Genomic DNA, 26,308 nt, shown 5'->3' with positions numbered 1-26,308 from the left:
TCATTCCGATCACCATGGCAGGGACTTGGTAATTTTATCAATTTCCTGTTGTACCTTCTCCAATACCAAACGCAGTTCCTCTTCTTTGAACACCGGACGGAACAAGAGCGATTCCAATTGGAGAACTGCACACATCAGGTCCACTGCATGCAGATTCGCAGCTACGCCTCGAAGAGAATGAACACTACGAATGACATCAGCAATCTGTTGTTGCTGATGTTGAATCGCCAGTTTTTTCTGAAACGAGCCATACTCCATTCTGAATTTCGTGAGCGCATATTGCAGAATATGCGGCTTGCCGTCCATCTGTCTGATCGCCTTATCTGCATCAATTCCATTGATCTCCCTTATGCCTTTTAGATCAATCCATATTTCCAAAATGTCTGCGAGCTGTTGTTCATGTATGGGCTTAGTCAGGATGGCATTCATACCTGCTTCAAGATATAATTCATGGTCCCTTTTTAAACCATTCGCTGTAATCGCAATAATAGGTGTACGATCATATTTCCTCATCTTGCGAATGTGCCTTGCTGCATCAATTCCGTTCATAGCTGGCATATAGAGATCCATCAGAATCAGTTCCCATGTTTGTTCGTCCAATTTCTTCAAAACCTCTGTGCCACTGTCTGCCAGCGTCACCTTGAATCCGTTATGTTCCAGCATGGCCCTAATGGCCAGTTGATTGATTTCATGATCTTCAGCGATCAGAATGTGCCCTTTGGATTTAAGCAAGTAGGATTCATCACCTTCTATCATCCGGTTTTTCTCCAATGGCCCTTCACCCTGAAGTGCAAGTAATACTTCGAACAATCCCAGACGTGTAATCGGTTTGATCATCAAGAGATCGGGGCGAAAGGATCTCTCCTCACTCCACAGGGCATTTTCACTAAAAGCATGGGTATAACCCACCATTTGAAATTTGGTTTGATTCATTCGCTTCATGAAACTATCCCATGACGATCCGTTGACGGTCTCCTCTGCATCCATATCCAACATGATCAACATCGAACTTGTCCCATCTACATGATGGACATACCAATCACTTTCCATCATATGGTTCAAGGAAGTATACAGCGTCGAATTCATCCCGAATGAATAGAGCAGTTGCTTCAGATTTGCGCCCATCCGTTCATCATCTTCAATGATAACCACATCATTCGCACCATATAGGAGAGGGTGTGTCTGCAGGGAGAAACTCTCTTCTTCTTCCGAATCTGCAAGTTCAAATATCAAGTCGAATGAAAACAGACTGTACTCTCCCAAAACACTATCCACCCGCAAGCTTCCTCCCAAAGAGGTGACCAGAAGGTAACAGATGACCAGCCCAAGACCAGAGCCACCATATGTTCGATACGTCGAGGGTTCCGCTTGAGTAAACGGGACAAAGAGCCGTTCCAATTGTTCGGGTGACATTCCGATTCCCGTGTCCTGTACCTCAAAACGGACATGAACTCGCTCCGCCTCCAATGAAAGAACCTCTGCCTGCAACGTTACATATCCATGCTCCGTAAATTTAATCGCATTACTGAGCAGATTCAATAACACCTGTTCAAGTCGGAACGGATCACCAATCACCGTTAATGGCAGATCGGGATCGGTTGTAAAAATCACTTCGATATCTTTGTGCCCGATGGCCACACCGATCTGATCTGCCACACGTTTGATCACATCCTCTGGTGAAAAAGAGACCTTCTCCAACATCAGCTTGCCTGCCTCAATTTTCGAAAAATCAAGAATATCATTTACGAGGGCAAGCAAGGTTTGGGAGGACGCATTGATTTTACTCAAATAATCCTTTTGTTGTGGAGATAGATCTGTCCGTTGAAGCAACAACGAAAAGTTGATAATACCGCTCAGTGGGGTACGAATCTCGTGGCTCATGAATGCGAGAAACTCACTCTTTGCCTGGCTTGCTTTGTCAGCCTTAACACGTCTATAGTGATCCGAAATGTCATGAATGACTGCCTTAATTTTCTCACTCGAGTTTAATACTTTAACAGGGGATAGGTGAACCCTAACATGCTGCTCATGACCTTCTCCAACAATAAAACTCAGTTCCGTATCCTGTGCTATATTGTGATGTAAGGCTTTTTGGAAAACGAACAACCAGTTCTCCAGCTGCTCAATGAACAACAATTCTTCAAGCTGACGCCCAATCACTTCCTGCCTGCCGAGACCGAGAACATCCAGAAATTTCTGATTCACTGACACAATACATCTGTTGTTATCCAAACCGACAAACCAGTCTGCCGACACTCGCTCAAGTGTTCGATATCGCTCTTCACTTTCTTGAATCCTTCGTTTAACCGCTCTGTGCTCCGTAATATCAAGTCCATATCCCACGACATATTTCACCACACCCTCTTCTCGCAGAGGGCGAACGTTCACCAGCGAATAGTAACCTCCATGCTCAATCTCGTAAAAAAAAGATTCCCCTTCCCATGCCCGGTTAAACTGCTTTCGCAGAAATTCTACCTTTTCCTGAGGTAAAATATCCAATGTGCCCAGTTTGTAATCTTGCTTCAGACTACTCATATCCAAGCCCAGTCGGGAGAGCATCTCTCCCTCAAGCACAAGATACTCGAATTTTCCGTTGTGTTTTCGGATTTTAAAAGTAAAACCCGGCTGCATACGAAGCATCTCTAGCATTTCCTGATCCCTCTGAATGACCAATCTCCTATATCGATGATTTTGGTTCAGATAATACAGGAATAATATAACGGAGAGCAGGCAGATACATTGAAAAAAGAGAATCTGCCCCATCATTAGCAGAGAAGGGGAATTGGTCTTTAGTGCAGAAAACTCATACACAGTAATCAACAGCAACGCTCCGGACAACCACTTCTGTATAAATCCCCTGATATACTTAAAGATCAGACATATGGCTACAACAAATAATAACTCTGTCAACGCATACTGCCAGTTCTCCAACAAGGGATTACGCCCCATATTAATCCGAAACATCCACATGAATGCAAAAGTAACGAAAGCAGAGCCACTCCCACCAAAATAAGCAGCAAGCAGATACACAATGGCCCGGAAATTCAACAATGTACCATCCTCAAGCACAATAGAGAAATAATAGAGCGCCGTGCCCAACATGCTCAGCGTAATACCAATAATGATCCGAGTCGTGATGGATGTTGAACGGGTAGCATTTGTATGGTTCAGATAGTGATGAATTAGGAAAACAAAGATCAAAATTAGCGTGAAATTTAATACAAGATCGCGTAGCAAATGGTCACCGTCCACATTACGACTTCAGGATTTCATGCATTCAATGAATGTTGTCAGATTCATGGTCGCAGTTCCTCAGTACACAAATCATAGTATGCCGTGCTCCCTTATTCAATTGACGATATTGACCATTTTTTTGAAAATAATTACTACTTTCAGCTAACATCCCCTTATCACCAAACAACGTTTTTTTTCATGAAAATTCATCATTAAATATGCTGATATAAAAAAGAGAATCATCCAAATGAACCGATGTAATCGTAACTTGGGCTTCCCACACTTCCTGATCAGCCTTCATCAGTTTGGCTACGCCGGACCAGGTCTGATTTCCTCTCCAGTGGGTATCCATTAACAATCGGGCAGGCTGACCTATGGTGCTCTCCCGTGAGAATCCTGTTTTGGTTACATAAACGGAATTCACATCCAGAATCACACCCTCCTCATCTGTAATCATGACCGCATCCGTTAGCAGTAAGAAGGCTTTGAGTTCCAGTTGCATGGTTGTCCACTCCCTCTAATGAAACATGATGTGATGCTGTCCCTGTATGATACTCTCTTCTACGATCCCGTTTAATACTTAAACTGTCTAATCAGACGCTGCAGCTCTTCAGCCAGGGTAGACAAGCCACGAGCCGAGGAAGAAATCTGCTCCATCGCTGCCAGTTGCTCCTCTGAGGAAGCGGCCACTTCTTCGGAAGTTGCGGCGTTGCCTGACGCAATGCCTGCCAACTCATTGGATACAGCAGATACTTCCTGCACACCTGCTGTGATCTCTTGCGATGTGGCAGCAATCTCTTCAATCTGAGGTGTCGTTTCCCGCATGCTATCCAGAATACGTTCAAACTTCCGAATCGCTTCTGTAGAGATGTCCATGCCCTCTCCAACCTCTGAAGTCACCTTCTCCATCATGCGAACGGAAGCAGCCATATCTTCCTGTACCGCCGTAGTCAGCACGGTGATTTCATTGACGGACTGCCCGGATTGCTCTGCCAACTTGCGAACCTCTGCTGCTACAACGGCGAATCCATTGCCATGTGTACCTGCACGAGCAGCTTCAATGGATGCGTTCAGCGCGAGCAGGTTTGTCTGTTTGGCTATATTTCCGATTAACTCCGTGATCGCTGAAATTTGGTGTGATCGTTCATATAACGCCTGAATCAATTGGTTTGTCTGTTCTACTGTCTCTTGAATCGATTGCATCTGACTCACCGTCTGCTTGACGGTGTTGCCGCCTTCTTCTGCTTGTACGGTTGTATGTTTCGCCAAATCAGCGACATGTATGGAACGTTCGGCGATTCTTGTAATACCAATCGTAATTTCATTCATGGCCTGATGGTTATGTTCAATACCTTCGGTCTGTTTCTCCGCACCACTCGCAATTTCTTGAATGGCTCGCGCTACCTGCTCACTGGCTGCACTGGTTGATTCCGCACTCTGAGTCATTTCATCCGATGAGATGACTACCTGACTGGCGCTGTTCTCCACATTTTGAATCAACACACGCAGATTGTGCTGCATTTTGCCAAAAGCCTCACTCAGTTCACCTATTTCATCATGGCTTGTACTTATTATGGTCTGGGTTAGATCCCCTTCGCTCACCTGAATCGCCTGATCCTTCAACTGACGGATCGGTTTAACAATCGATCGCATCACCAGCCAGATGATCAAAATTCCGATGACAAGACAAGAAACGATGACCATAATCGTTCGATTCAGAATAGGTGCAGCGGCATCCTCAACTTCAGAGGAGAACATGGTGCCAGCGACCTTCCATCCCGTGGATGCATTCGTGGCGTAATACATGACCTTATCAACCTGATCAAAGGTATAGTTGAAATTACCGGATTCATTCGTATACACTTGTGTCCAAAAATCTTCTGTTGCATCTGTTCCAGGTTGCATCGTCGGATGATAGATATACTTTTCGCTGGCATCCAGCAGAATCAGATGTCCCTTTTCTCCAACTTTAATTCCGCTAACTAATTGACTAATGTCCGCCAGATTGAGATCCAGTTGGACCACACCAGATTGGTCTTCCAGTGCCTTCGCAATCGTAATGGTAATCTCTTTTGTCTCGGCAGAAATATAAGGGTCTGTAACAATGACCTGCTGTGGAGTACCCATCGCTTCTGTGTACCATGGTCTTGTTCGCGGATCGTAATCTTCAGGCATCTCCGCATCAGAGGACATCAGATACACACCTGCCTCTGTGCCTACACCTATGGTGATGATATCTTTGTTCTGTGCGGCATACCCCTTCAATTCGTTCACAACCCGAACCTCGGCATCTTCTTGACGCAATTGCTCCGCGAGTGTACTCGCATAATATTCAATGTGGTTCCGCTTGGCATTGACTGAAAGATCTATCGTTGCACTGGCAAGGTTCACATTTTCCATCGCACTATGTAAAATTTGCTTCTCCACTTCATCTTTTGCACTGTTATACGATAAAACTCCAATACTTAACGAAGGTATGGCCAGGAAAGCAATAAAGGACACCACCAGCTTGGTCTTAAAGTTCTTATGCATCTTGTTGAACCAGGTCGATTTGCTATTTTTTCGGGACAAATTTCTCTACCTCTTCCAGATAAATTTTAGTTTTACTTGATCTACTTATAAGTTGAACTAGTGATTATTTACACTTGCCACTCCGATGACAGAACAACCGCCAATTGCTGAATGATTCATACAACTTATATAGCTCTTGTATAGCTCTCATAGATTGTAAACCATCTTTTCAAAAAACTAGGTCTCACTTCTTGTGAAAAACACTCTTTACACTACAAAACTCGAACAAATCTCTTAATTTATAATCCAAAAGAACTATTTTCAAACAAATTATACGAAAAAACTATTAAATAAAGTGTTCCGGGGATATGACCAAATTGTTAACTTTCTAAATACTTGTTAATAAGCGAGCGGACGACAAAAAAAAAGATCCAAGCGTTATCGCTCAGATCTAAAGGTTATTTACATTGGACCAACGTATTCTCTATTTAAATGCCGGGATCGCAATATCTGCATATTTCTCTTCGAAGAAGGCTTTGACCTCTGGACCCGCCATGCGTTTAGCCAGCTTCTGGATCGCTTCGGAGTCCTTGTTATCCTCACGGGCAACCATGGTGATTGCAAAATGGGAATCATCCTTCTCGGTTAACAATGCATCCTTTTTCGGTGTAAGACCGAGCGGACTGGCATATGCCGGAGTCATGGCTACCAGATCAGCATCATCCATCATGCGAGCCAGCATCAACAAGTCCACTTCCTCAAACTTGAAGTTCTTTGTATTCTCGGTGATGTCTGCCTGTGTGGCGTTAAAACCTGCGCCCTCTTTCAGCTTAATCAACCCGTTCTGCTCCAGCATCACAAGAGAGCGACCAATGTTGGAAGGATCGTTTGCAATTGCAATCGTTGCACCTTCTGGCAATTCCTCAATCGTTTTGTACTTTTTGGAGTAGCCGCCATAGATGGCATTATAGATAGGCTGTACAGCCACCAGATTGGCATTGTTCGCCTCATTATACTGGGTCATGTAAGGCACGTGTTGGAAGAAATTTGCATCCACTTCCTTGTTCGCGAGTGCCGTATTCGGCTGTACGTTATCTGACAACACAACAACTTCCAGGTTGACACCATCTTCCTTCAATAGCGGTTTAACAATATCCAGCACATCTGTCATCGGCGGAATCAACGTGGCTACTTTCAGCGTAACTTCTTGTGCAGCTTGTGTATCTTCTTTTGTTCCTTCAGCCGCAGGTGTTTCTTCTTTTTTGCCACAAGCAGCTACAACCAGCATTACTGCAAGCAACATAAGCATCATTTTCACTTTCATTTCATGTCTACCCCTCATCGTATAATCTGTATTGGTTATTCGTAATAATGCACGGTCCAACCGTTCAGGATCTGCGATCCAGCCAGTGGGACAGTCTGCTACCTGTGAATTGGATCATCTGTACCAGGATAATCATAATGATGATCGTAAATACCATAATCTCCGTTTCGAAGCGCTGATAACCGTAGCGAATGGCAAAGTCACCAACACCGCCGCCACCTACAATACCCATCACCGTCGAGTAGGAGATGAAGCTAATCGTAGCTGTTGTGAGTCCCAGTACAAGACCAGATCGTGCCTCCACGTACAAGAATTTCACCACAAGTTGCATCGTCGATGCCCCCATGGAAGCAGCAGCTTCAACCACTCCCCTCGGTACATCCAGCAACGCTTGTTCCACCAGTCTGGCGTAGTAGGCAATTGCAATGACCGAGAGTGGCACGGTTGCCGCCAACGTACCTATGGACGTTCCCACAACAATCCGTGTGAATGGAATCATGAATACAACCAGCAGTAAGAACGGAAACGAACGAACGATGTTAACGACACTGCCGAGTACAAAGGACAGCGTTTGATTCTGATACCGTTGTCCTCTCCGGAATAAGTACAGCAGTGTACCCAGAGGTAACCCGATCAGAACAGCTGCCGCAATGGAGATACCCACCATGACAAAAGTCTCTCCGATCGCCTGCCATATCTCATGCTGATATTTCAGCACAGACTCAGGTAACCTCATGACTTGTCCTCCTGTTCTGCCTTACGGAACAGAGACGAACCTGTCATCCCGTATTCGTCACCCGCAAGCAAGGAGGTCAGCAGATCAGGCTGCGGAGCAGGGATACTGCTCACTTCCGCTTTAGACAACGTACGAACTAGTCGCCCATCCTTCATGACGGATATCCTGTGACATAGTCTGCGAGCCACTTCCATCTCATGCGTTACTACAACAATGGTCACGCCCAGCGTTTCATTGATATGTCGTAGCACATCCAGGATACCGTTCGTGGTCTGTGGATCAAGCGAAGAGGTCGGTTCATCACAGAGCAGCACATCCGGACGACTGGCCAGCGCTCGTGCAATCGCCACACGCTGCTTCTGTCCTCCGCTAAGCTGAGCAGGATATTGACCCGCCTTGTCTTCCAGTCCAACAAACCGCAACACCTCAAGTCCACGTTCAACTCGCTGCACACGGGGCATACCCGCAAGCTCCAATGGCATGCAGACATTGCCACTCACCGTTCTGTTACTGACAAGATTGAAGTGTTGAAAGATCATGCCAATGGATCTTCGTGCCTGACGCAGACTCTGTTCATTCATCTGGGTCAGGTGCTGCCCATTCACAACAACCTCACCATCATCCGGCTTTTCCAACCCGTTGAGCATCCGCAGAAGTGTGGATTTGCCTGCACCACTTGATCCAATGATGCCATGTATTTCTCCTTGTCCCACTTCGAGGGACACCGAGCTTAATGCTTCGAATCCCTGATCTGCACGGGAACCGCGCTCGTTATAACGTTTGCTTACACCATATAATGAGATCATGGAGAGTCCTCCCGTGAATGATCATGCATGGTTCTTCAAGAACACATGAAGAAAGCCCGCACAGCCGATAACCGGAGCGCGAGCAAGCCTGTTCATTTATAATAAATCAACATCCCTTACGAGACAAGCTTTTAAGGTGAGATTGCCTCCTGCAGGCGGCTGGCTTCATGTACACGAAAACGTCCGTTGGACGAACCCACATACACTTCATTACCGATCCGGTTAATCATTCCATTCTTCGCATCCCGGTCCCGGTGCTCCGGGTTTCCCATCACAACGTCATGTACACGACCTAACAGTGCTCCATTCTTTTTGTTCATTACGAGAAGATTTTCGTCCATGGGCAACAGCAACTGATCATCAATGACCAGATAACTTCCCTGATTCGTCGGATGCCTTAGTGTTGCAATCGTATCTTTGGCATTCCAACGCGTCTCCCCCGTTTTATAATCCACAGCCGCTGGATAACCGTTCTTAATCACATACAACTGATCCTCTTCCACCAGTCCTCGTTCAATCTTGCCCTTGATCGTCCAGCGTGTTTTGCCTGTCTTGGCATCATACAGGGTGGTTGTAAAATCTTCATATTCGCCGTAATGATCGCCGTTTTTGTTCTCACGGATCAACAACATGCCATCATCCAGCTCCTCAAATCTCTGTCCTACCAGAACAGGGAATTGGGCAAGCTTTTTCCCCGTGTTCAGATCAAGCAGAAGCCACTGATTATCTAACGATAGCCATCTTTCAGCATTCGTGGTTGCAAAGGGATCCATACGTTCGATTCCATCAAAATATGGATCATTCACAAATTGTTCTATGGTAGATCGTTTAGCTTTCAAGCTCCATACGGTTCGGCCCGATTGCGGATCGGCTGCAACTAGCTTATTCTTTTCCCAATACAACACATAGGGGTCATCTGCACTCTTGTTCAATAATTCATAACCCTTAGCCAGTTTTCGCGTCCACAATGTTTTTCCGTTTGCACTGTCCAGAACCGTTAACCAACTGTTGCTTGAGCTCTCAACAACCGGGTTATCTACAACCACAACGTTCTTCGCAGCGGTGATGCCATTTAGTTTAAAATTTTGCTTAGGAGTGTACGTCCACATGACCTTTCCGTTCTTCAAGTTCAGATGACGAATACGATCCACGTATTTTTTCTTATCAGGGTCATAATCGGTGTAGATTGTAACGTATTTGCGCTCTGCATCCACCACTGCCTGCTGTCTTCCAAAACCCCCGTTGATCTCCCATAATTGCTGGCCGGAATGTCGGTCAAGGGCATATATAGAACCTTCGTAGTAACCCCCGCTGAATCCACCGTCATCCCCTTTCATCAGGAGCACATCATCCGTGGCTGCTTGTAAAAAAGTGTAGTTAATATCCCCCTGGTTGGTCCATACCGGTTTCCAAGGGATTGTCGTTGGCAGTGTTGTGCCATAGATTTTTGTTGTGAACCCATATTCATCCGCCCGACTGATGTTCCAATCGGAAACAACAGCATTTCGATTATCCTGTGCTAAATTCCAGCGTGTTCTGGCCAGTCTGCCATTCTTGTTTAATGTGACCAGAAATTGCGCATCTTCCCGCTCATATCTCCAGGTCTGTCCAATACTCATTGAATAACCCGTGAAATTTAGATTGCTTGAACTCTCTTTCCAATCCGGCTCGCCTAACCACCCAGCCACTTGTTTGGAGGTGGTTGCCTTGTTCAGCTTCATATCTGTCAGATGGCGTATAACCGAAGTTGGCAGCGATGCCTCCTGATTGAACCAGCCATCAGCCACATTCATCCGCTGTTCTATAGCCTGTGCCTTGATCCAGAAGAGTCCTGGCCGATACGTGGAGGATTCTTTATTCCAGACTCGTGGAGCAATGGATACCCCATACCAGCCTTTCCACTTTGCAACAATAACAGCCTTATCTGTTAGCGCTTTCTCAAAAGACCAAGTTGTAGAACTATCCGGAGCCAGATACAGCTTGCTGCCTGATTGGAGTGTGAAGCTTTGGGGAGCTGTTTCCGTCATGCTTCTGCTCTCCTTCAGGGCATACCAACTTGGCAGCCAAAAGTCTCCATGCTCGGTTGACTTAAGCTGCACCCACTCACCTCGAACCGAGGCCAACGTATACTTTTCGTTTTTTGTTGTATAGTATTCAATCCCCAGCTTGTCAGCAGCCACACTGCCGTCCCTTCTGTTTTTGAACAGAGGGATGTCATTAATAAGCGTAACGGTGTCTCCTTGTTTGTAAGCTAACTTTGCAGTTAAGACTTGGGAACTTTCCCCCAATGCTTGTGGCGTTGTAGCCAAAGCTTGTCCTTCAAGGGCGACCATTTTGGAATCCAGCAGCATCCAGCCCGTCAACAGCACAGCTGATAATCCAGTCATGGTAATCCATTTGTACCCCGTTCTCTGCCAGTCAGGACCCGTCTTCACTCTCGTTCATCCCCATTCATTAGAAGTTATTTCCAATAGAGACGCAGTAAAAAGGAAAAGGTTACCGTTTACCTCAATATATTTCTATCTATCTGCCCGTATTACCTTACATCCACCATCGTAGCATGATAAGGAAAGGTAACCCCGATGTAATAAGCAGCCGTTAAGGTGAGCATATAATAAAATACAAACCACAGATCAGCTCGCGAATAGCCAATCTGAATGTAATACGTGCGGCTCGCGCCATCTGTGAACCCTTTCGCTTCCATTGCTACCGCCATTCGCTGTGCACGGCGAATGCTCTGTGCCAGCAGCGGAATAGCGTAACGCTTGAGTGTACCATACACATTCCAGCGAGAGCCGAGTTGCTGTGTTCCACGAATACGAATCGCATAACGGAGCGTCTGGAATTCATCCAGCAAAATGGGGATCATGCGCATCGCGGCCAAAAAGCTATAGGCATATTTTGCGGGAAGCCGCCACTGCTGCATCAGGGAATAAAACAGTCTCACAGGCTTGGTCGTAAGACCAAAAAGTAACCCAGCCGCGGCCATAGTCAGCGAGCGAAAACCCAAGTGCAGACCGCGATAGAAACTCTCTTCGGTTATGTGGATCAGTCCCCACTTATACCATGTGGTCTCGCCCTTACCAAACATCATCATGCCTGTAGACGTGGAGATAAACACCAGAATGAATGGTGATGCGTACAGCATCAATCTGTACCACGGATGACCTGCCCAGCACAGTAACAGCATCATCGCCAACGCAACGTTGGCCATTACATTCAGATTGTGAATGAGGATAACGATGACAAACATCATCGTCAGAATGATCATCTTTAATCCCGGATTGACGTTATGAAGCCAGGTTTCACGGTGAGGAAACGACAGTTGCATCAGATAACCTCCCCTCATCTACCGTCCAGATTCGGGTGCAATATCTTTTTACAATTTCACGATCATGGGTAACCATGACAATAGCTGTTCCCTCTCTCCGCAATTGCTCCAGCTGTGCTAAAATGGCAAACGTATTGCGGGCATCCTGTCCAAAAGTAGGTTCATCCAACAGCAGTATTCGCTGCTCTCTCACCAGTGCAGAGGCAACGCTCAAGCGTCGTTTCTGCCCCATCGATAATTGGTAGGGATGGCGCTCGGAGAGGTCTATTAGCCCAAATTGATTCAACATATGATCAGTCCTGACAAGTCTTTCTTCCGTTGTCAGCCTGCCCCCCAGCAATGAGAATTCCACTTCTTCCGCGACCGTGTTGGTCACAAATTGAAACTCCGGGTTCTGAAATACAAACGCAATTCGATCTGCAAGCTGCTCCGTTTTGCCAGAAGGCTGACCTTCCACCTCATAATGACCTGTTGTTTTCAGGATATTCATCAGAGATAACAACAATGAACTCTTGCCAGCTCCATTAGCTCCGACAATACCAATCCAGTCTCCATGCCATACCTTGGCCTGCTCCACCTGAATGAAAGGTGTTTTCCCACGCCATCCAGTGAACTGCTGCAAGTCCAGTGCAGGCAGATAGGCGGGAGATACAGGCGAAAAGGATGAGTCGTGAGATATGGGGGATATACCCGGTGTATCGGATAAGCCAGACGATTGCTGTGCTTCCAAACTTGAGATGCCGTGGTCCACACACACTTGAAGCTCTCCAGAAGTACTTCCCTCTTCTTCCTTAGCTGCCCGCTCTTGCTCCTCCCATATGCCTGGATACCAGATCCCATAAGCCTTCAGCTTGCCCCGTTCATCCGTAAATACCTGCTGTGCTGGCCCATCCGCCACAATCTTTCCTTCAGGTGATAACACAATGATGCGATCGACCATATCTACAATCTTGTTTATTTTGTGTTCAACGATGATGATCGTTTTGTCACTGGCGATTCGTTTGACGGTATCCCACACCTGGGAAGTCCCCTCATCATCCAGCAGTGCAGTGGGTTCATCCAAAAACAATACCTCCGGGTCCATGGCAAGCATCGAAGCAATCGCAAGACGCTGCTTCATCCCCTGAGACATGGACTGGATCAATACACGATTCTGTTCAAAGGATAACCCCACTTGTTTCAGATAATATTCAATCAGAGCAGGCATCTCTTCACGCGGAATATTTCGGTTTTCCAGAACAAATGCGATCTCTTCATCTGTAAATGACATACAGAACTGGGTATCCGGATCTTGAAAGACCACTCCTGCTTTGGCGGGAATCTGAATATCATCACATTTCATCGGAATCTCAACCGAACGTGGTATCAGACCGCTCAGAATTTGCAATAACGTTGATTTACCGGAGCCACTTGGGCCAAGCAACAGCACTTTCTCTCCTTGACGCACAGAAAGAGACAAGCCTTGAAATACCAAGGCTTTCTCTCCCGGGAACTTGCATCTTAGATTTGTCACACTTACCGCTTGCGAATTCTCTTCCCCGTTCATCTAATCCAGTGCCTCATAATCTTGTTTGGATACCGGTCTGAGTGAACGCGTTACACCGGTTAGTTCCAATGCTTTGGCAAGATAATAAGCAAACACTCCAGCAATCAGAATACTTCCAATGAAGCGGAATCCGATAAATAGCGTATAATTCCACGCCGAGAGTGAATCAATATACCCGTACTGGTAATCCAGCAAAAGCGAAGCCGCTGCGGCTCCTATGGCTGCAAGACAGGTGACAAACAGATTGGTTTTACGATACAAAAATGCGGCGAAGAATATCTCGGCTCCCAATCCTTGCAACAGACCGTATACAAGTGTGGACATGCCCCATTCACTACCCAGAAAAGCACTTACCGTTGAAGCCGCAACTTCGGCAAGAATAGCCACACCTGGTTTACGAATGATAACAAAAGCAAACGTGCCCGCCATAAACCACATGCCGTAGATCATCTGCTCCGCATGAACACCAAATGGTTTCATCAAGTCATATGTAGGTCCCCATATCTTGTAAATTACCCCAAACACTACTGCGATCACGATGGTTACCAGAATATCCGTTAGTTTCAATCGCTTGTTGCCTGCTGTTGTTGCCATGTTCTCTACGTCCTTCCTTTATTCCCTGTGGGGGTTATCATAATAACGAAAAAGCCTCCCCGGTTCCGGGCAGGCCTTACGTACAGTGTACAATCCTCACAATGATGTAATGGATGGATGTCGAAAATACGGAATATCAACCAGCACCCCTCCGTCATGGCAGATACACCACCACAGTTCAAAGAGGTCTGTTGTTCATCCACGTTCATTCCCACAATTCACCCTTACATATCGCAAATCCATGTTCTCTACGCTGGCATTACCCAGATCAGATGTACGGTCAGCGGCACAAGGCCACTCTCTCAGCCCAACTTCATTGAGCTCCCGGTTCACTTATTTCATTGCTTCTAATGTACATCAGATGGGTATTTGTGGCAATCCCTAGAAAAATCATCATGCTTCATTTGGGGTAATAGGGGAAATAATCTGATGGTTCACTTTCCATAATATGAAACATTTAGGTTATGTGGTCCGTCTTAAACATTAGAAGGGAGATTGATAGTGATGAAAGATTACAATTCTATTTGGCAGCTTAAAACATGGAAAATGGTCCTTGCCGCTTCGATACTCACCGCAGGCACGGCACCTGCCTTACTCTCATCCACTGTGGCGGAAGCCGCAGCAACTAAACCTAAACCGACAGCTTATATTAACAATGTTCAAGCTCAATATGATGTTGTCATACGGCAGGGTATTACGTACGTGGCATTGACGGAGCTTCAATTCCTCGGCAACTATACGTTTGGTTACAATAACAAAACAAAAGAGATCAGCATTAGCACAGGCAGCGATAAGTATGTCCTTACACCTAACAGCAAAACAATGAAGAAAAACGGTCAGAATGCGACATTATCCTCAGCGCCGATTCTGGTGAATGGTAAAGCGATGCTTCCGCTCCGTGCCATCGGTGAAGCTTTTGGTGCCAAGGTGCAGTGGAACCAGAAGGCCAAGGAAGCCTATATTTACACTACCGATGCTACGATTGTAAAAGAATATAACAGTTCCGATCTGACTGTGACGCGTGAAGCCGCACTGCATCTGCCACGCTTCTCTGAACTGGGACAAGCACGTCTGGACATTCGCAATCCTTTGGGTCCGGTGGATTCATCCATTGAATACATCTTTGAGCAAGGTAAAAAAGATCGTTTTTTCGTTGTTGAGGATAACGATCTGATCAGTTATTATATCCTTAAAAATGGAAGTGCACTGTTACAATGGCAGGCTAACATCAGCAAAAATGCCGGAACCATCGGTGACCTGTTCTTTATTAAAAACAAAGCCGTTGCTGAAGCAGGGACTCGTCCTTCCGTAACAGGTCAAACACTCGTATCATTCAAGTACTCTCGCATGCTTGAAGAAACCTCTTACGAGATCATGAACAAATTGGGCTCTATTGATACCGGTTCTGTTGTCCCCGAGAAAGGCAAAGTCATCGTTGAAGTTCCGGGAGAGAAATAGTCTGAGCATCCTCTATAAGACATTGCTCAGCAGAAATTATCACATCTGCATTACAAAGAGCGCCCTCAAAGTCATTGTGGCAATGACCTTGGGACGCTCTTTTTGGCGTTATATTTTAACTTCAAATCACAAGTGGAGCTTAACTTTTACCAACTCCAGCGATTCAATCTCCTGTTTAATATTGCGTATTGCCGGATTGACTGGTCTTACCTGAAGCAAATCCCTTGAATAGGGTTGGCACTTTGGAATAACGGGTATTCGTAATTTTCCCTTGTGATGTGCTGCTGTCTGTACGCATAATCGAATCTTTCACATTGGAAATGTTGGAGTTATCCAGCGTCATGTTAACTGCAAAGGAAGTTCCACCATTTTGGCGAACCAGTTTGCCAATATCATCTGCACGGAAATTTTTGATGTTAATTGTTCCAGCTGCATTCATCTGGAACACTTTATCATAAGCCTTATACGCTGCCCCACCGGTAATGTTAACCGTTCCGGCAGACTTCAATGTCAGTGCATCCTCGCCCACGTCCTGCCAGACCACATTCGATATATTACAGTTGCCATAACAGTGAACACCATCAGCAGCTGGTGATCCAATGTTTACGTTTTTGAGCGTGGCCCCTGCCTCCAGACGGAAGACTGGCTTCTGATTTTCTGCTTGAGATCCGTCGCCCAGTGTGGAAGGATTGGCTACAAATGTTTTACCTTGGCCGTCATAGGTCGTGCCCTTTGGAACCACAATGGTTGAATTTACAACCGTAGGCGCAGCCGCAGCCGGAACTGCACCAAATATAGAAGCAACCAAACCAGCGGACAGTAACAACGTCAACATTTTTTTCATAACTTTATTCCTCCCTTATTCTCTCGTTTTTTGGTAGTGTACAGCCTGGGCTTGTACTGGAAGATCTTCAGAGGTGCACCTCTGTCCGATCTACAACCTAATCTTACCAAATAAGGGAGGTAACTAGAATAATCATTAGATCAGATATATCATGACATCGTACAATCCCTGTCATATCGGCATTTTTTGCATGCTAGGTCTCTCAAGCAATATGCTCATATCAACCTCTGGTATGCTCATTTGTAACGTATATACCCCTCACTTAATCCCCGATAACAAAGAAAGACCACTGCATTTGTCTCCAAATGTGTGATCTTGAATGGCTTCTGGCTTGCTGATATAAGATATCAGGCTCCAAATCTCTGACGATAACCGCACTTTCTACACAACTCTTCTACAGCTTCGCGTTTGGAGAAGCCATATACCAGATTGTTCGCTCGCTCACCCTCAATAATCTCCGAGAATGACTTCTCGTGCACATTACCAAGGTTAATCACACCCTCGCCATCGAGACAGCATGGAACCACCGTTCCATCTACAAGCACAGCTGCCTGACCGCGAAGTGCATGGCAAAAGCCTTTACCGTCATCTTCAGGTGCATCCAGACTTGGCCACTGGAACTCATGGTCCTGATTCAGGTATACATTCGGGGCAATTTTGACCCCGCTGCCTGGAACTACTTTTTCCTCAATGCGGAAGTCCAGATTAAACTCACGTTCCAATACTTCAAGGGTCTCCCGATTTCGATTCATCTGAGCATTTGTGAAGTTATCCTGTGTCAGATTCCACAACCGGAATGAAATGATGACATTGTGCTTAACGGCCTCGTGTACAAAGGACAAAATATGACGCAGATACCCGTCACGATCTGTTGAACCTTCATGCCCATCGAAGCTGTGCAGGGAGAAATTCATCTGCCGCAGCGCCGGTTTGCCAAGCAATTTATGCTGAGTCTTGGGCAGCAGTGTACCATTCGTTGTAATGTTCACCTTGAGTCCCTTCTCATGTGCGGAATCGAGCAACAGATCTATTTTGGGATGCAACAAGGGTTCACCTTTGACATGTAAGTAAATATGATTGGTGTGTGGTTTAACTTGATCCAGTATATTGTTGAAGACTTCAGGGTCAATGAATCCTTTGGCACGCTGTGTCTGCGGACAGAAGCTGCATGCCAGATTGCAGATACTCGTGATCTCAATATATACTTTTTTGAACGTTTTCAACTCGGGTCCCCATTCTGCCTAGGAGGGAGAACAATCCCACCTGCATTTGTGATCCGGCCAATATGCGCCACCACTATTATATCGGGTTAGGGAGCCCAGGTAAATTGTTCAGTTGTTCGGGTATGACTCCAAGTTCATCTCAAGAATTCTATCATGCTGCCTCTTTACAGTTCATGTTCGATTGATATATGCTGAACACACAACTGCATATCTTGAACTTTTGCACTAGGGGAGCCTTGCGGCTGAGACGAATATGACTATTCGGACCCTTTGAACCTGATCTGGATCATACCAGCGGAGGGAAGTGGAGCGGCCTTTTAGTAAGCGGAATTTTTTCATGTATGTGAAGATAAATTGCGGATTTAACTTACAGACCCACTCATTTCTCCGGAAATGGGTGGGTCTTTTTTGTTCCTTTTGCAGAGTATAGGATGCCGTTGTTATTGCAGTAGTCTGACATCAAGGGGGTGAGGATCAGATGGATAACCATGTAACCATTCACAACGTAAGCTTTGCTTTTCCCGAAAAAAAGGGTTCCCCTGTGCTCTCCAATGTGTCGCTTCAGGTTCAACAAGGAGAATTTGTCTCGCTCATCGGCTCCAGCGGATCAGGTAAAAGCACGCTCTTCAAGCTGCTCGCAGGCTTGCATGAACCAACCGTTGGCACCATCGATATAGCTGATGTCCCGCAAGGACAACGGCTCGGACGAGTCGCCTATATGCCGCAGAAAGATCTGCTGTTATCCTGGCGTACCGTCATGGAGAACTGCATGCTACCTGCCGAGCTTGCACCAGGCCGACAGGATAAGGACAAACTACGAGCCGATATCATCGCAGGATTGGCAAGGTTCGGCTTGTCCGGTTATGAACATTCCTATCCGGATGAGTTATCCGGCGGCATGCGGCAGCGGGTGGCATTGCTTCGTACCTTGCTTACAGGCGGGCAGCTCATGTTGCTGGATGAACCCTTCGGTGCACTCGACGCATTAACCAAACGAGAAATGCATCGCTGGTTGCTGGAGCTGTGGGAGAGCTTTGGCCAAACCGTGATGTTCATTACACATGACATCGAAGAAGCCCTGCTGTTAAGTGACCGTATCATTCTGTTAACTCCAGGAGGGCAAGGTCAGCAGTTGCAGGAGATGACGGTTCCTTTACCACGCCCAAGGCATTCGGACATGATCTACGAACCGGCTCTCGTGCAGATGAGGCAACAACTGGAGGAACAATTGCATGCACGATAGAGCTGAGGTTAGCGTCTGGACGTGGTGTTTAAAGTGGCTCTCGAGGTCGTTTTCCCAATATGGTCTGTTCATTATGCTCATGTTCTTATTACTGGCGATCTGGGAAGTGATTGTGCGTATGGGATGGGTGCCCTCCTTCATCATTCCTGCACCCACGGCCATCGTAAGCTCACTGGTTGAGCATCGCCGTCTGCTGTTGACCATCCATCTGCCTGCTACCTTTATGGAGGTTGTTGTTGGTTTTGTCTTGTCCATAGTGACTGGAATTACGCTGGCAACAGGCATGCATATGAACCGATCGATTGAAAGGGCATTGTATCCCTTCATCGTGATCAGTCAGACCATACCGTTGATTGCCTTGTCCCCCGTATTTATCCTGTGGTTTGGTTACACGTTGTGGAGCAAAGTCGCCGTGGTATTTTTAATCGCATTCTTCCCCATTGTGGTCAGTACCTACGATGGACTCCGCCAAGGCGATCCAGAGCAGCGTGAACTGTTGCTCACCATGGGCGCCAGCAAGTGGGATATTTTTTGCAAACTCCAGGTTCCGCTGGCACTTCCCTCTTTTTTCTCGGGGCTAAAGATGTCTGTGGTGTACTGCGTGGTTGGGGCAACGATTGGCGAATGGCTCGGTGGTAGCAAAGGTCTAGGGTACTTCAGCCGTCGTATGTCCAGCAACATGAACACGGATGCGATGTTTGCCGCCATTTTGCTGTTATCCCTGCTTGGGATCGTTTTGTTTGTACTGATTACCTGGCTGGAGAAACGGTTTAGCATACGGCGTCATCGTCATGGAGGCAAAAGAAAGGTTGGATAATACTTAGACAGAAATTAGATGTAAATACAGTAGTTACAATCTTCAAAACAAAACATATCTTATGCACAATTTCAGCAACATCTTCAATCAGTTCATTGTCACATTATCGTTAACATGCTGTTGCCCATTTTCTACAAATCAAAACGATGAAATGAGGAACTTCATTTATGAATAACAAAGGTATATACTCCCTGCTTCCCATCATACTCATTAGCCTTTTGCTGATCGTTAGCGGATGCAGCACCACAGACAATAGCCAAAATACGCCAACAACAGATTCGGCAACCAATACACAGCAAACAGATCCGTCTGCAACCGAACCTGCATCAGACGCCAAAGATAAACTGTCTATCATGCTCGACTGGTACCCGAATGCAGTACACTCCTTCATCTATGTGGCTCAGGAAAAAGGATACTTTGCAGACCAAGGTCTGGATCTCGATATTCAGATGCCTGCGGATACCAATGATTCGCTCAAACTTGTTGCTGCCGGAAAAATTGATCTGGCCCTAAGTTACCAGCCCCAAATCTTGCTCGCGCGTGGCGAGAACATTCCTGTACGTTCCATTGCTGCTGTTGTTCGGCACCCGCTTGTGCATCTGTTGACCGAAGCGAATGGCAACGTAAGTTCACCCAAAGATCTTGAAGAAAAGACTGTTGGTTATTCCTCCATTCCTCTGTACGAAGCGATGGTACGCACGATGATCAGTAAGGATGGCGGCAATCCCGACAACATAAATCTGGTCGACGTTGGGTTCGATCTGATTCCTTCGCTGGCTTCCGGACAAGCGGATGCGATTATGGGTGGTTTTATTAACCATGAACAATTGATTTTGGAGAAAGAAGGACATGCCATGAAATCGATTAACCCCGTCGATTATGGTGTGCCTGATTATTATGAATTGGTCCTGACTGCAAGTGAAGCTGGCATTGAAGCAAAAAAAGACCAACTTACCCGGTTCGTCAAAGCGGTCCAGGAAGGACAGAAATATGTGACTGAGCATCCAGAAGAAGCCTTGAGTATTCTGCTCGCTCATGAGAATGAAACATCACCGCTTGACCCGGAGATCGAAACCAAAAGCCTGGCAATTCTGCTACCACTCATGAATGAAGAAGGCCAACCATTTGGTCGGCAGGAAATGGAATCGTGGGAAAATGTACGTACATGGCTCGTTGAACAGGATTTGATTCCTGAATCGGTGAAAGCCGAGGATACTTTTATTACTCTGCAAGGAGAGTAAATAAAGGAGAGCAACGCGAATAAAGGAAAAGTGATTGAACATAAAGGGAATGAAAGCAATGTGATTAAAAGCAAAGTTAGCAAAACGTAGGATCGAATGCATGAAGTTTTGCGAAATGGAATTGGCCTGAAGCAAGCATCGGAGGATCAGAATTTATAACAATCCTAAGTGGCTTGATGTGCATCTGGGCAGATTGATATGCGTTTGGGTGGCTTGTTGATATGTATTTGGTAATGTAATTAGCGCTTATCTTCAAGCCTACTGGGAGCTGAAACGCTCCTTAACTTGATCGAAACAGAGCATGCTACGACCGCTAACGAATCTGAGGCGTCCTATTCAGGGATTTGGAGCGGTTGCAGAAATCTAAAGAACCTGAAACATGTTATATCAGAATAAATAGCTGTTTGCAGCGTTTTGGTCAGGAGATTCTGGGAATAACGTGTCTGATGTTCCTTACATTTCAAAAGGAGGACCTGACAGCCAAATAAGACGTCCTGTGTTCTTTAGAAACATCGTCTGACCAGTCGTGCCCCGATCGATCGTGCCCCAATCAGTTGGGTATCGACCAGCCTGGACTTCAAGACACTGGTTGGATGCTAACATCCATCACAGTATTGCTTGCCTGAGTTTGGAGAAATACCCTGGGTTCACTTTCTGTATTTTGTATCGTTTCGTTTTTTATTGTTTCGCTAGATATCGATCAGAATGATTCAATTTGTCTATATCCAGTTCCAAAAATCCATTTTAGTGAGTTATGAAATTGATTTAGATTTTACGTTTCTGCTTTTCCCGCATTAATGCATCTGGCTGTTGTTAGACTCTGCGCCCCAACTCAACAAGGGAACTCATATCCAATTATTCTGTTGAGTGACTCCAGATATCGGACTTCCGCCGATCGGGTTACTTCAAAACAAGGAGGAAATTATATGTCTTATCTGGAACGTGTTCGTACGCAAAATCCGCTGGTACACAATATCACTAACCTTGTCGTGGCTCCCTTCACAGCCAATGGTCTGCTTGCACTCGGTGCGTCCCCTTTTATGGCCTATGCTCATGAAGAGGTCGCTGATGTCGCCAAGATGTCAGGAGCCGTGGTACTCAACATCGGTACACTCGATGACAAAGTCGTTCAGGCAATCCGTCTGGCAGGCCAATCGGCTAATGCGCATCACGTGCCTGTGGTGCTTGATCCGGTTGGAGCTGGCGCAACCACCTATCGCACGGAAACCGTGCAGATGCTCATTCGTGAACTTCGTCTCACGGTACTGCGCGGCAATGTGGCAGAGGTCGCTAATGTCATCGGTGAGAGTTGGAGTATTAAAGGTGTGGACGCAGGATCAGGTGAGGGCGACCGAATCGGCATTGCGGAGCGGGCAGCGCATAAACTTGGCTGTGTCGTGGTCATTACCGGAAAAGAAGATATTATTACTGATGGACAATCCACATTCCTCACGAGTAATGGTCATGCCCTGCTCACTCAGGTCACAGGTGCTGGCTGTCTGCTCAGTTCAGTGATTGGCGCTTTTACAGCCATAGCGGAATCAGGAGCCGATCTTCTAGGCAGTGTTGTTGAAGCGCTAGCGTTTTATGGTGTAGCAGCTGAACTGGCGGCAGAGCGGACAGCTCATCAGGGGCCGGGTAGCTTCCAGATTGAATTGTTGAATCAACTGGCACAAGTAACACCAGACCTCTTGGCAGAACGCGCACAGATCCGTCAGATCCGTGGAGGTGCAGTATGAGTATTGCTCAAGCGCTAACCATTGCAGGCTCCGATAACGGGGGCGGCGCAGGCATTCAGGCCGATCTGAAAACATTCCAAGAACTTGGTGTATACGGCATGACCGTTATCACCGCTATTGCTGCCCAAAATACAACTGGTGTGCAGGGCGTTTTTCCCATCCCTTACGATGGCATTGCCCAGCAATTGGACTCGACCGGCGAAGACTTTCAACCAACCGCAACGAAGACCGGCATGTTATATAGTGCCGAGATTATTCGTCTAGTCGCTGAGAAATGGCAGCAATACCGTTGGGCTAATCTGGTCATCGACCCTGTGATGGTAGCCAAAGGTGGCGCCCCCCTTCTCCAGCAGGAAGCTGTACAGGCGTTGGTTACGGATCTGTTGCCCCATGCCCTGATCACAACACCCAATATCCCGGAAGCGGAACTGCTTACCGGGATGTCTATCACCAATCTGAGCCAGCGGGAAGAAGCCGCAAGACGGATTGTACAGATGGGCTCAACGTATGCTTTGGTCAAAGGTGGTCATGATGAAGGAAGTGGCATGATCGTGGATGTGCTCTACGATGGGCAGTCTTTTCATTATCTGGAGAATGTTCGTGTGGTAACCCGTCATACACACGGAACGGGGTGCACATACTCTGCTGCCATCACCGCAGAGTTAGCCAAGGGTTCACCTGTTCTGGCTGCCGTTACGACCGCGCGAGCATTCATTCAGGCAGCCATCGAAGATGAGCTGGGGATTGGGGCCGGACATGGGCCGACAAATCATTTTGCGTATCAGCGCAGACAGCGGGGTGAGCAGTGATGCACCCTTGGAATGCAGAAGCGGTACGACGCGCGATGCAGGTGTATTTGGTGATGGGCAGCGTTAATACAACGCAAGACCCGGTGGAAGTGCTGCGCCAGGCCATTGCCGGCGGCATCACGCTGTTCCAGTTCCGCGAAAAGGGAACTGGCGCCCTGGTTGGCGAAGCTTGCATCACGCTTGCAATGCGGCTTCGCGAGGTATGCAGCCAGCACGGGGTCCCGTTCATCGTGAACGATGATGTGGAGCTGGCTGTAGCGGTGGAGGCCGACGGCGTGCATGTCGGCCAGGAAGATGCGGACGCGGCGCTAGTACGCGCCCGCATTGGAGATGGGCGGATGCTTGGCGTATCCGCCCACTCTGTGGAAGAGGCGCGCCGTGCCGTGCAGGCGGGCGCCGACTACCTTGGCGTCGGGCCCATGTACCCGACGCGCTCCAAAGCGGATGCCCACGCTGTGCTGGGCCCCGCAGGGGTGGCGGAACTGCGCGCCGCAGGCATCGCAGTTCCGATTGTGGGTATCGGCGGCATTACGCCCGATACCACGGCCGCCGTGATGGCGGCTGGAGCCGACGGAGTAGCCGTCATCTCCGCCATCGCGGGCGCGGCCGACGTGCGCGCAGCGGCTGCGCAGTTCGCTGCGGCAGTGTGCGGGATGCAGGCGTAGCCCTGCTCTCCCTGCACTGCCAGCCCCGTGGGCTGCACCGAATACATGGTGCAACCCACAACTGCTCACGCTCCTCTCCATAACAGAGGAGCCTCAAAACACCCCCGCGGCGCGGCAGCAACCCATGTCTTCGACATAGAAGCACAGCCGCTCCCCTACAGTGACTGAATGTTATAATAATTCAGTCATATCCAGTCACATCCTGTCATCAATCCATGATCAAGATGCAGCTTCCATGCTCGCATCTTGTTTTTTCATTTTCAACGGTTGACTCTCACGTAACGTGACACTGTACAATCGGTGTTGTAAGGAGGTTTCACACATGGCCATGAAGGTAAAAGAAGTTGCCGAACTTGCCTCGATCAGTGTGCGCACACTGCATCACTATGATGAGATCGGATTGTTAACACCGGACGAAGTAACTTCTGCCGGATATCGATTATATTCAGATGCCAACCTGGAACGGTTGCAGCAAATATTGTTTTTCAAGGAACTCGACTTCTCTCTGAAGGAGATCAAAAACATTATAACCAACCCCTCCTTCAATCCGGAAGAAGCACTTAAAATGCATCGACTTATACTGCTGGAGAAGCGCCAACGCTTGGACCAGATGATTGCTACCATTGATAGAACGGTTTTACACGTGAGAGGAGAAATTAAAATGACAGCCAAAGAACAATTCGAAGGATTTGATTTTAGCCAGAATCCGTATGAACAAGAAGCGCGGGAACGTTGGGGAGACCATGCCGTCGATCACGCAAATCAGAAGCTGCACAGTAAATCAACCACAGATCAGAAGGCTCTATCCAATCAAATGAACGAAATCTACAAGCGTCTAGCCGCACTTCGTCACACAGAACCAGCATCTGCCGAGGCACAGGCCGGTATTCAAGAATGGTACACCTGGCTGAATCAGATGGGAAGCTACTCGCCTGAAGCCTTCAGAGGACTTGGTCAGATGTACGTGGACGATGATCGCTTCACGCGTAATATTGATCAGTTTGGCGATGGTTTGGCAGTATTTATGAGAGATGCTATGGCTGTATTTGCTGACCAAAACAAATAATATAACCCTGTATTCAACCACATACAGTTTTATTTAATTCTCATTGTCGTCAGATGTGTACTGTAAACGATAGTCTTGAACTTAGAGCTCTGTCCTCTAGTGATAAAAGTAATCCCTCGTCATCAGCTTTATTCACAGTAAATGACCCTTCGGATAACTGAACCTACCTTTTGGGGTGAACATATCTTTCTTGTAATTAACCTTATGAACATGCTGGATATTTACTAGGGTTATGTGGTAAGTAATTTAAATCGATCCGAATTGTTGCAAAAGTTATGAGCAATATCCCCCTACCTGGTGTATACACAAAAGGGACGTACACCCTCAGGCGTATCGTCCCTATGTATGTAAGTATCTCAGCCGCAATGTGAACAAGCCTAACTGCTGCTCACTCTGAGTACTTTATAAATATCTTTTAAAGTAGATGCTCTTTACTACGTTTTTCTTCTGCTCCCAGTCCTTCGATATAACCTTTTCACAAGTGCTTAGGATGATGAGCATTAAGTTTCTTCTGTCAAACGTTCTTCATTTTACTGCCAAGCGTCCACCGTCTATCCGATTAAGCTCTTGGTGCGTGATCCGATGAAGATGCATCCGTAGCTAGACTGGTTCTCGCCATCCGGCCAGGAATCTGCCATGCAGACACAATCGCAAGCACGATGAATAACAAATCAATCGGTTGACTGAAGTACTCCTGGAAGGTTTCCACAAACGCACTGATCATCTCGCTATCAAACACAAGTTCCATCACGCCGACATCACCAAACAGTTCAGAAGTAAAATAAACCACCGTCAGATATTTCCCCAACAAAATGCCGACAAGTGCAAACAGTACGGCAATAATCTTATGTACCGTCGCAATTTGTTTATTGGAGAACAACACAACTGCGTAACCTGTGAGCGCTCCAATCAGAATCGCAATTAATCCCACCTCATAATCGGTCATTGCAGCAATAGCTGCCCATACGATGCCTCCCAGAATGGCTGCAATTAAGCCACCAATGATCGGCATACCGATTTTAACTCCTTGTTTCTCTTCCACGTTGTCTTTCCCTCCTGAGTCATGCATATGCTTCTTTTCCAGAATTCACCTTTCCTATGAAACCACAAAAAGACTTATT

At 46.8% G+C, this 26,308-nt stretch carries 21 protein-coding genes and 2 riboswitches; of the genes, 8 read left to right on the top strand and 13 right to left on the bottom strand.

Annotated elements, in window-relative coordinates; all coding sequences use genetic code 11:
* Nucleotides 1–9: 9 nt before the first annotated feature.
* From MHI52_RS04895 to MHI52_RS04850, 10 genes are all read right to left on the bottom strand, one after another.
* Nucleotides 10–3,237 (bottom strand): response regulator, encoded by a 3,228-nt coding sequence (locus tag MHI52_RS04895; protein WP_405158576.1) that lies wholly within the window; start codon nt 3,235–3,237, stop codon nt 10–12.
* A gap of 193 nt (nt 3,238–3,430) precedes the next feature.
* Complete coding sequence (locus MHI52_RS04890; RefSeq protein ID WP_036672654.1) at nt 3,431–3,736, bottom strand: PAS domain-containing protein; 306 nt, start codon at nt 3,734–3,736, stop codon at nt 3,431–3,433.
* A 71-nt stretch (nt 3,737–3,807) separates the two neighbouring features.
* A complete protein-coding gene (locus MHI52_RS04885; RefSeq protein WP_405158575.1) occupies nt 3,808–5,805 on the bottom strand; it encodes a methyl-accepting chemotaxis protein in 1,998 nt (665 codons plus the stop codon).
* A gap of 424 nt (nt 5,806–6,229) precedes the next feature.
* Nucleotides 6,230–7,087 (bottom strand): MetQ/NlpA family ABC transporter substrate-binding protein, encoded by an 858-nt coding sequence (locus tag MHI52_RS04880; protein ID WP_405158574.1) that lies wholly within the window; start codon nt 7,085–7,087, stop codon nt 6,230–6,232.
* Between the two features lie 46 nt (nt 7,088–7,133).
* Nucleotides 7,134–7,805, bottom strand: a complete 672-nt coding sequence (locus tag MHI52_RS04875) for a methionine ABC transporter permease (RefSeq protein WP_047841707.1) — start codon at nt 7,803–7,805, stop codon at nt 7,134–7,136.
* Complete coding sequence (locus MHI52_RS04870; protein WP_405158573.1) at nt 7,802–8,611, bottom strand: methionine ABC transporter ATP-binding protein; 810 nt, start codon at nt 8,609–8,611, stop codon at nt 7,802–7,804. The genes MHI52_RS04875 and MHI52_RS04870 overlap by 4 nt, the downstream gene beginning before the upstream one ends.
* A 131-nt stretch (nt 8,612–8,742) precedes the next feature.
* Nucleotides 8,743–11,046: a PQQ-binding-like beta-propeller repeat protein gene (locus MHI52_RS04865; protein ID WP_405158572.1), complete on the bottom strand. Its 2,304-nt coding sequence runs from the start codon at nt 11,044–11,046 to the stop codon at nt 8,743–8,745.
* A gap of 101 nt (nt 11,047–11,147) precedes the next feature.
* A complete protein-coding gene (locus tag MHI52_RS04860; RefSeq protein ID WP_405158571.1) occupies nt 11,148–11,942 on the bottom strand; it encodes an energy-coupling factor transporter transmembrane component T family protein in 795 nt (264 codons plus the stop codon).
* On the bottom strand, nt 11,917–13,488 hold the full coding sequence (locus tag MHI52_RS04855; protein WP_405158570.1) for an ABC transporter ATP-binding protein: 1,572 nt from the start codon (nt 13,486–13,488) through the stop codon (nt 11,917–11,919). Before MHI52_RS04855 ends, MHI52_RS04860 begins: the two co-directional genes overlap by 26 nt.
* Nucleotides 13,489–14,082, bottom strand: a complete 594-nt coding sequence (locus tag MHI52_RS04850) for an ECF transporter S component (RefSeq protein WP_036672660.1) — start codon at nt 14,080–14,082, stop codon at nt 13,489–13,491. It lies immediately after the preceding gene.
* 228 nt (nt 14,083–14,310) lie between these two features.
* A riboswitch (TPP riboswitch) is annotated at nt 14,311–14,421 on the bottom strand.
* Nucleotides 14,422–14,586: 165 nt separating this feature from the next.
* Between MHI52_RS04850 and MHI52_RS04845 the strand changes: the two genes are divergently transcribed.
* The gene (locus MHI52_RS04845; protein WP_076253488.1) at nt 14,587–15,540 is read left to right on the top strand and encodes a copper amine oxidase N-terminal domain-containing protein; all 954 of its coding nucleotides are present in this window, start codon (nt 14,587–14,589) and stop codon (nt 15,538–15,540) included.
* A 175-nt stretch (nt 15,541–15,715) separates the two neighbouring features.
* On the opposite strand, the gene MHI52_RS04840 is transcribed toward MHI52_RS04845, so the two are convergent.
* Together MHI52_RS04840 and MHI52_RS04835 are read right to left on the bottom strand one after the other, a co-directional pair.
* Nucleotides 15,716–16,384 carry a pectate lyase gene (locus MHI52_RS04840; RefSeq protein ID WP_036606151.1) on the bottom strand — a complete coding sequence of 223 codons (669 nt, stop codon included), beginning with the start codon at nt 16,382–16,384 and terminating at the stop codon, nt 15,716–15,718.
* A gap of 347 nt (nt 16,385–16,731) precedes the next feature.
* Complete coding sequence (locus MHI52_RS04835) at nt 16,732–17,607, bottom strand: radical SAM/SPASM domain-containing protein (RefSeq protein ID WP_036606150.1); 876 nt, start codon at nt 17,605–17,607, stop codon at nt 16,732–16,734.
* 217 nt (nt 17,608–17,824) lie between these two features.
* Nucleotides 17,825–17,927, top strand: a riboswitch (TPP riboswitch).
* 158 nt (nt 17,928–18,085) lie between these two features.
* Here MHI52_RS04835 and MHI52_RS04830 point away from each other — a divergent pair.
* The 7 genes from MHI52_RS04830 to MHI52_RS04800 all read left to right on the top strand — a co-directional run bounded on the left by MHI52_RS04830 (nt 18,086) and on the right by MHI52_RS04800 (nt 25,187).
* Entirely contained in the window at nt 18,086–18,850 is a 765-nt protein-coding gene (locus MHI52_RS04830; RefSeq protein WP_076253489.1) for an ABC transporter ATP-binding protein, read from the top strand.
* Nucleotides 18,840–19,667 (top strand): ABC transporter permease, encoded by an 828-nt coding sequence (locus MHI52_RS04825; protein WP_076253490.1) that lies wholly within the window; start codon nt 18,840–18,842, stop codon nt 19,665–19,667. The genes MHI52_RS04830 and MHI52_RS04825 overlap by 11 nt, the downstream gene beginning before the upstream one ends.
* 167 nt (nt 19,668–19,834) lie before the next feature.
* Nucleotides 19,835–20,908 carry an ABC transporter substrate-binding protein gene (locus tag MHI52_RS04820; protein ID WP_076253491.1) on the top strand — a complete coding sequence of 358 codons (1,074 nt, stop codon included), beginning with the start codon at nt 19,835–19,837 and terminating at the stop codon, nt 20,906–20,908.
* A 926-nt stretch (nt 20,909–21,834) separates the two neighbouring features.
* A complete protein-coding gene (gene thiM / locus MHI52_RS04815; RefSeq protein WP_036672665.1) occupies nt 21,835–22,647 on the top strand; it encodes a hydroxyethylthiazole kinase in 813 nt (270 codons plus the stop codon).
* Nucleotides 22,644–23,456 carry a bifunctional hydroxymethylpyrimidine kinase/phosphomethylpyrimidine kinase gene (gene thiD, locus MHI52_RS04810; protein WP_101314593.1) on the top strand — a complete coding sequence of 271 codons (813 nt, stop codon included), beginning with the start codon at nt 22,644–22,646 and terminating at the stop codon, nt 23,454–23,456. The genes thiM and thiD overlap by 4 nt, the downstream gene beginning before the upstream one ends.
* Nucleotides 23,456–24,121 carry a thiamine phosphate synthase gene (gene thiE / locus MHI52_RS04805; RefSeq protein ID WP_282319357.1) on the top strand — a complete coding sequence of 222 codons (666 nt, stop codon included), beginning with the start codon at nt 23,456–23,458 and terminating at the stop codon, nt 24,119–24,121. The genes thiD and thiE overlap by 1 nt, the downstream gene beginning before the upstream one ends.
* A 322-nt stretch (nt 24,122–24,443) precedes the next feature.
* Nucleotides 24,444–25,187 (top strand): MerR family transcriptional regulator, encoded by a 744-nt coding sequence (locus MHI52_RS04800; protein WP_315372078.1) that lies wholly within the window; start codon nt 24,444–24,446, stop codon nt 25,185–25,187.
* A gap of 559 nt (nt 25,188–25,746) precedes the next feature.
* Here the strand turns inward: MHI52_RS04800 and MHI52_RS04795 are convergent.
* On the bottom strand, nt 25,747–26,229 hold the full coding sequence (locus tag MHI52_RS04795; RefSeq protein ID WP_053061447.1) for a hypothetical protein: 483 nt from the start codon (nt 26,227–26,229) through the stop codon (nt 25,747–25,749).
* Between the last annotated feature and the right edge of the window lie 79 nt (nt 26,230–26,308).

The organism is Paenibacillus sp. FSL H8-0283, assembly GCF_045040675.1.
GTDB lineage: Bacteria > Bacillota > Bacilli > Paenibacillales > Paenibacillaceae > Paenibacillus > Paenibacillus amylolyticus.
This window is presented reverse-complemented; position numbering and strand designations above follow the sequence as displayed.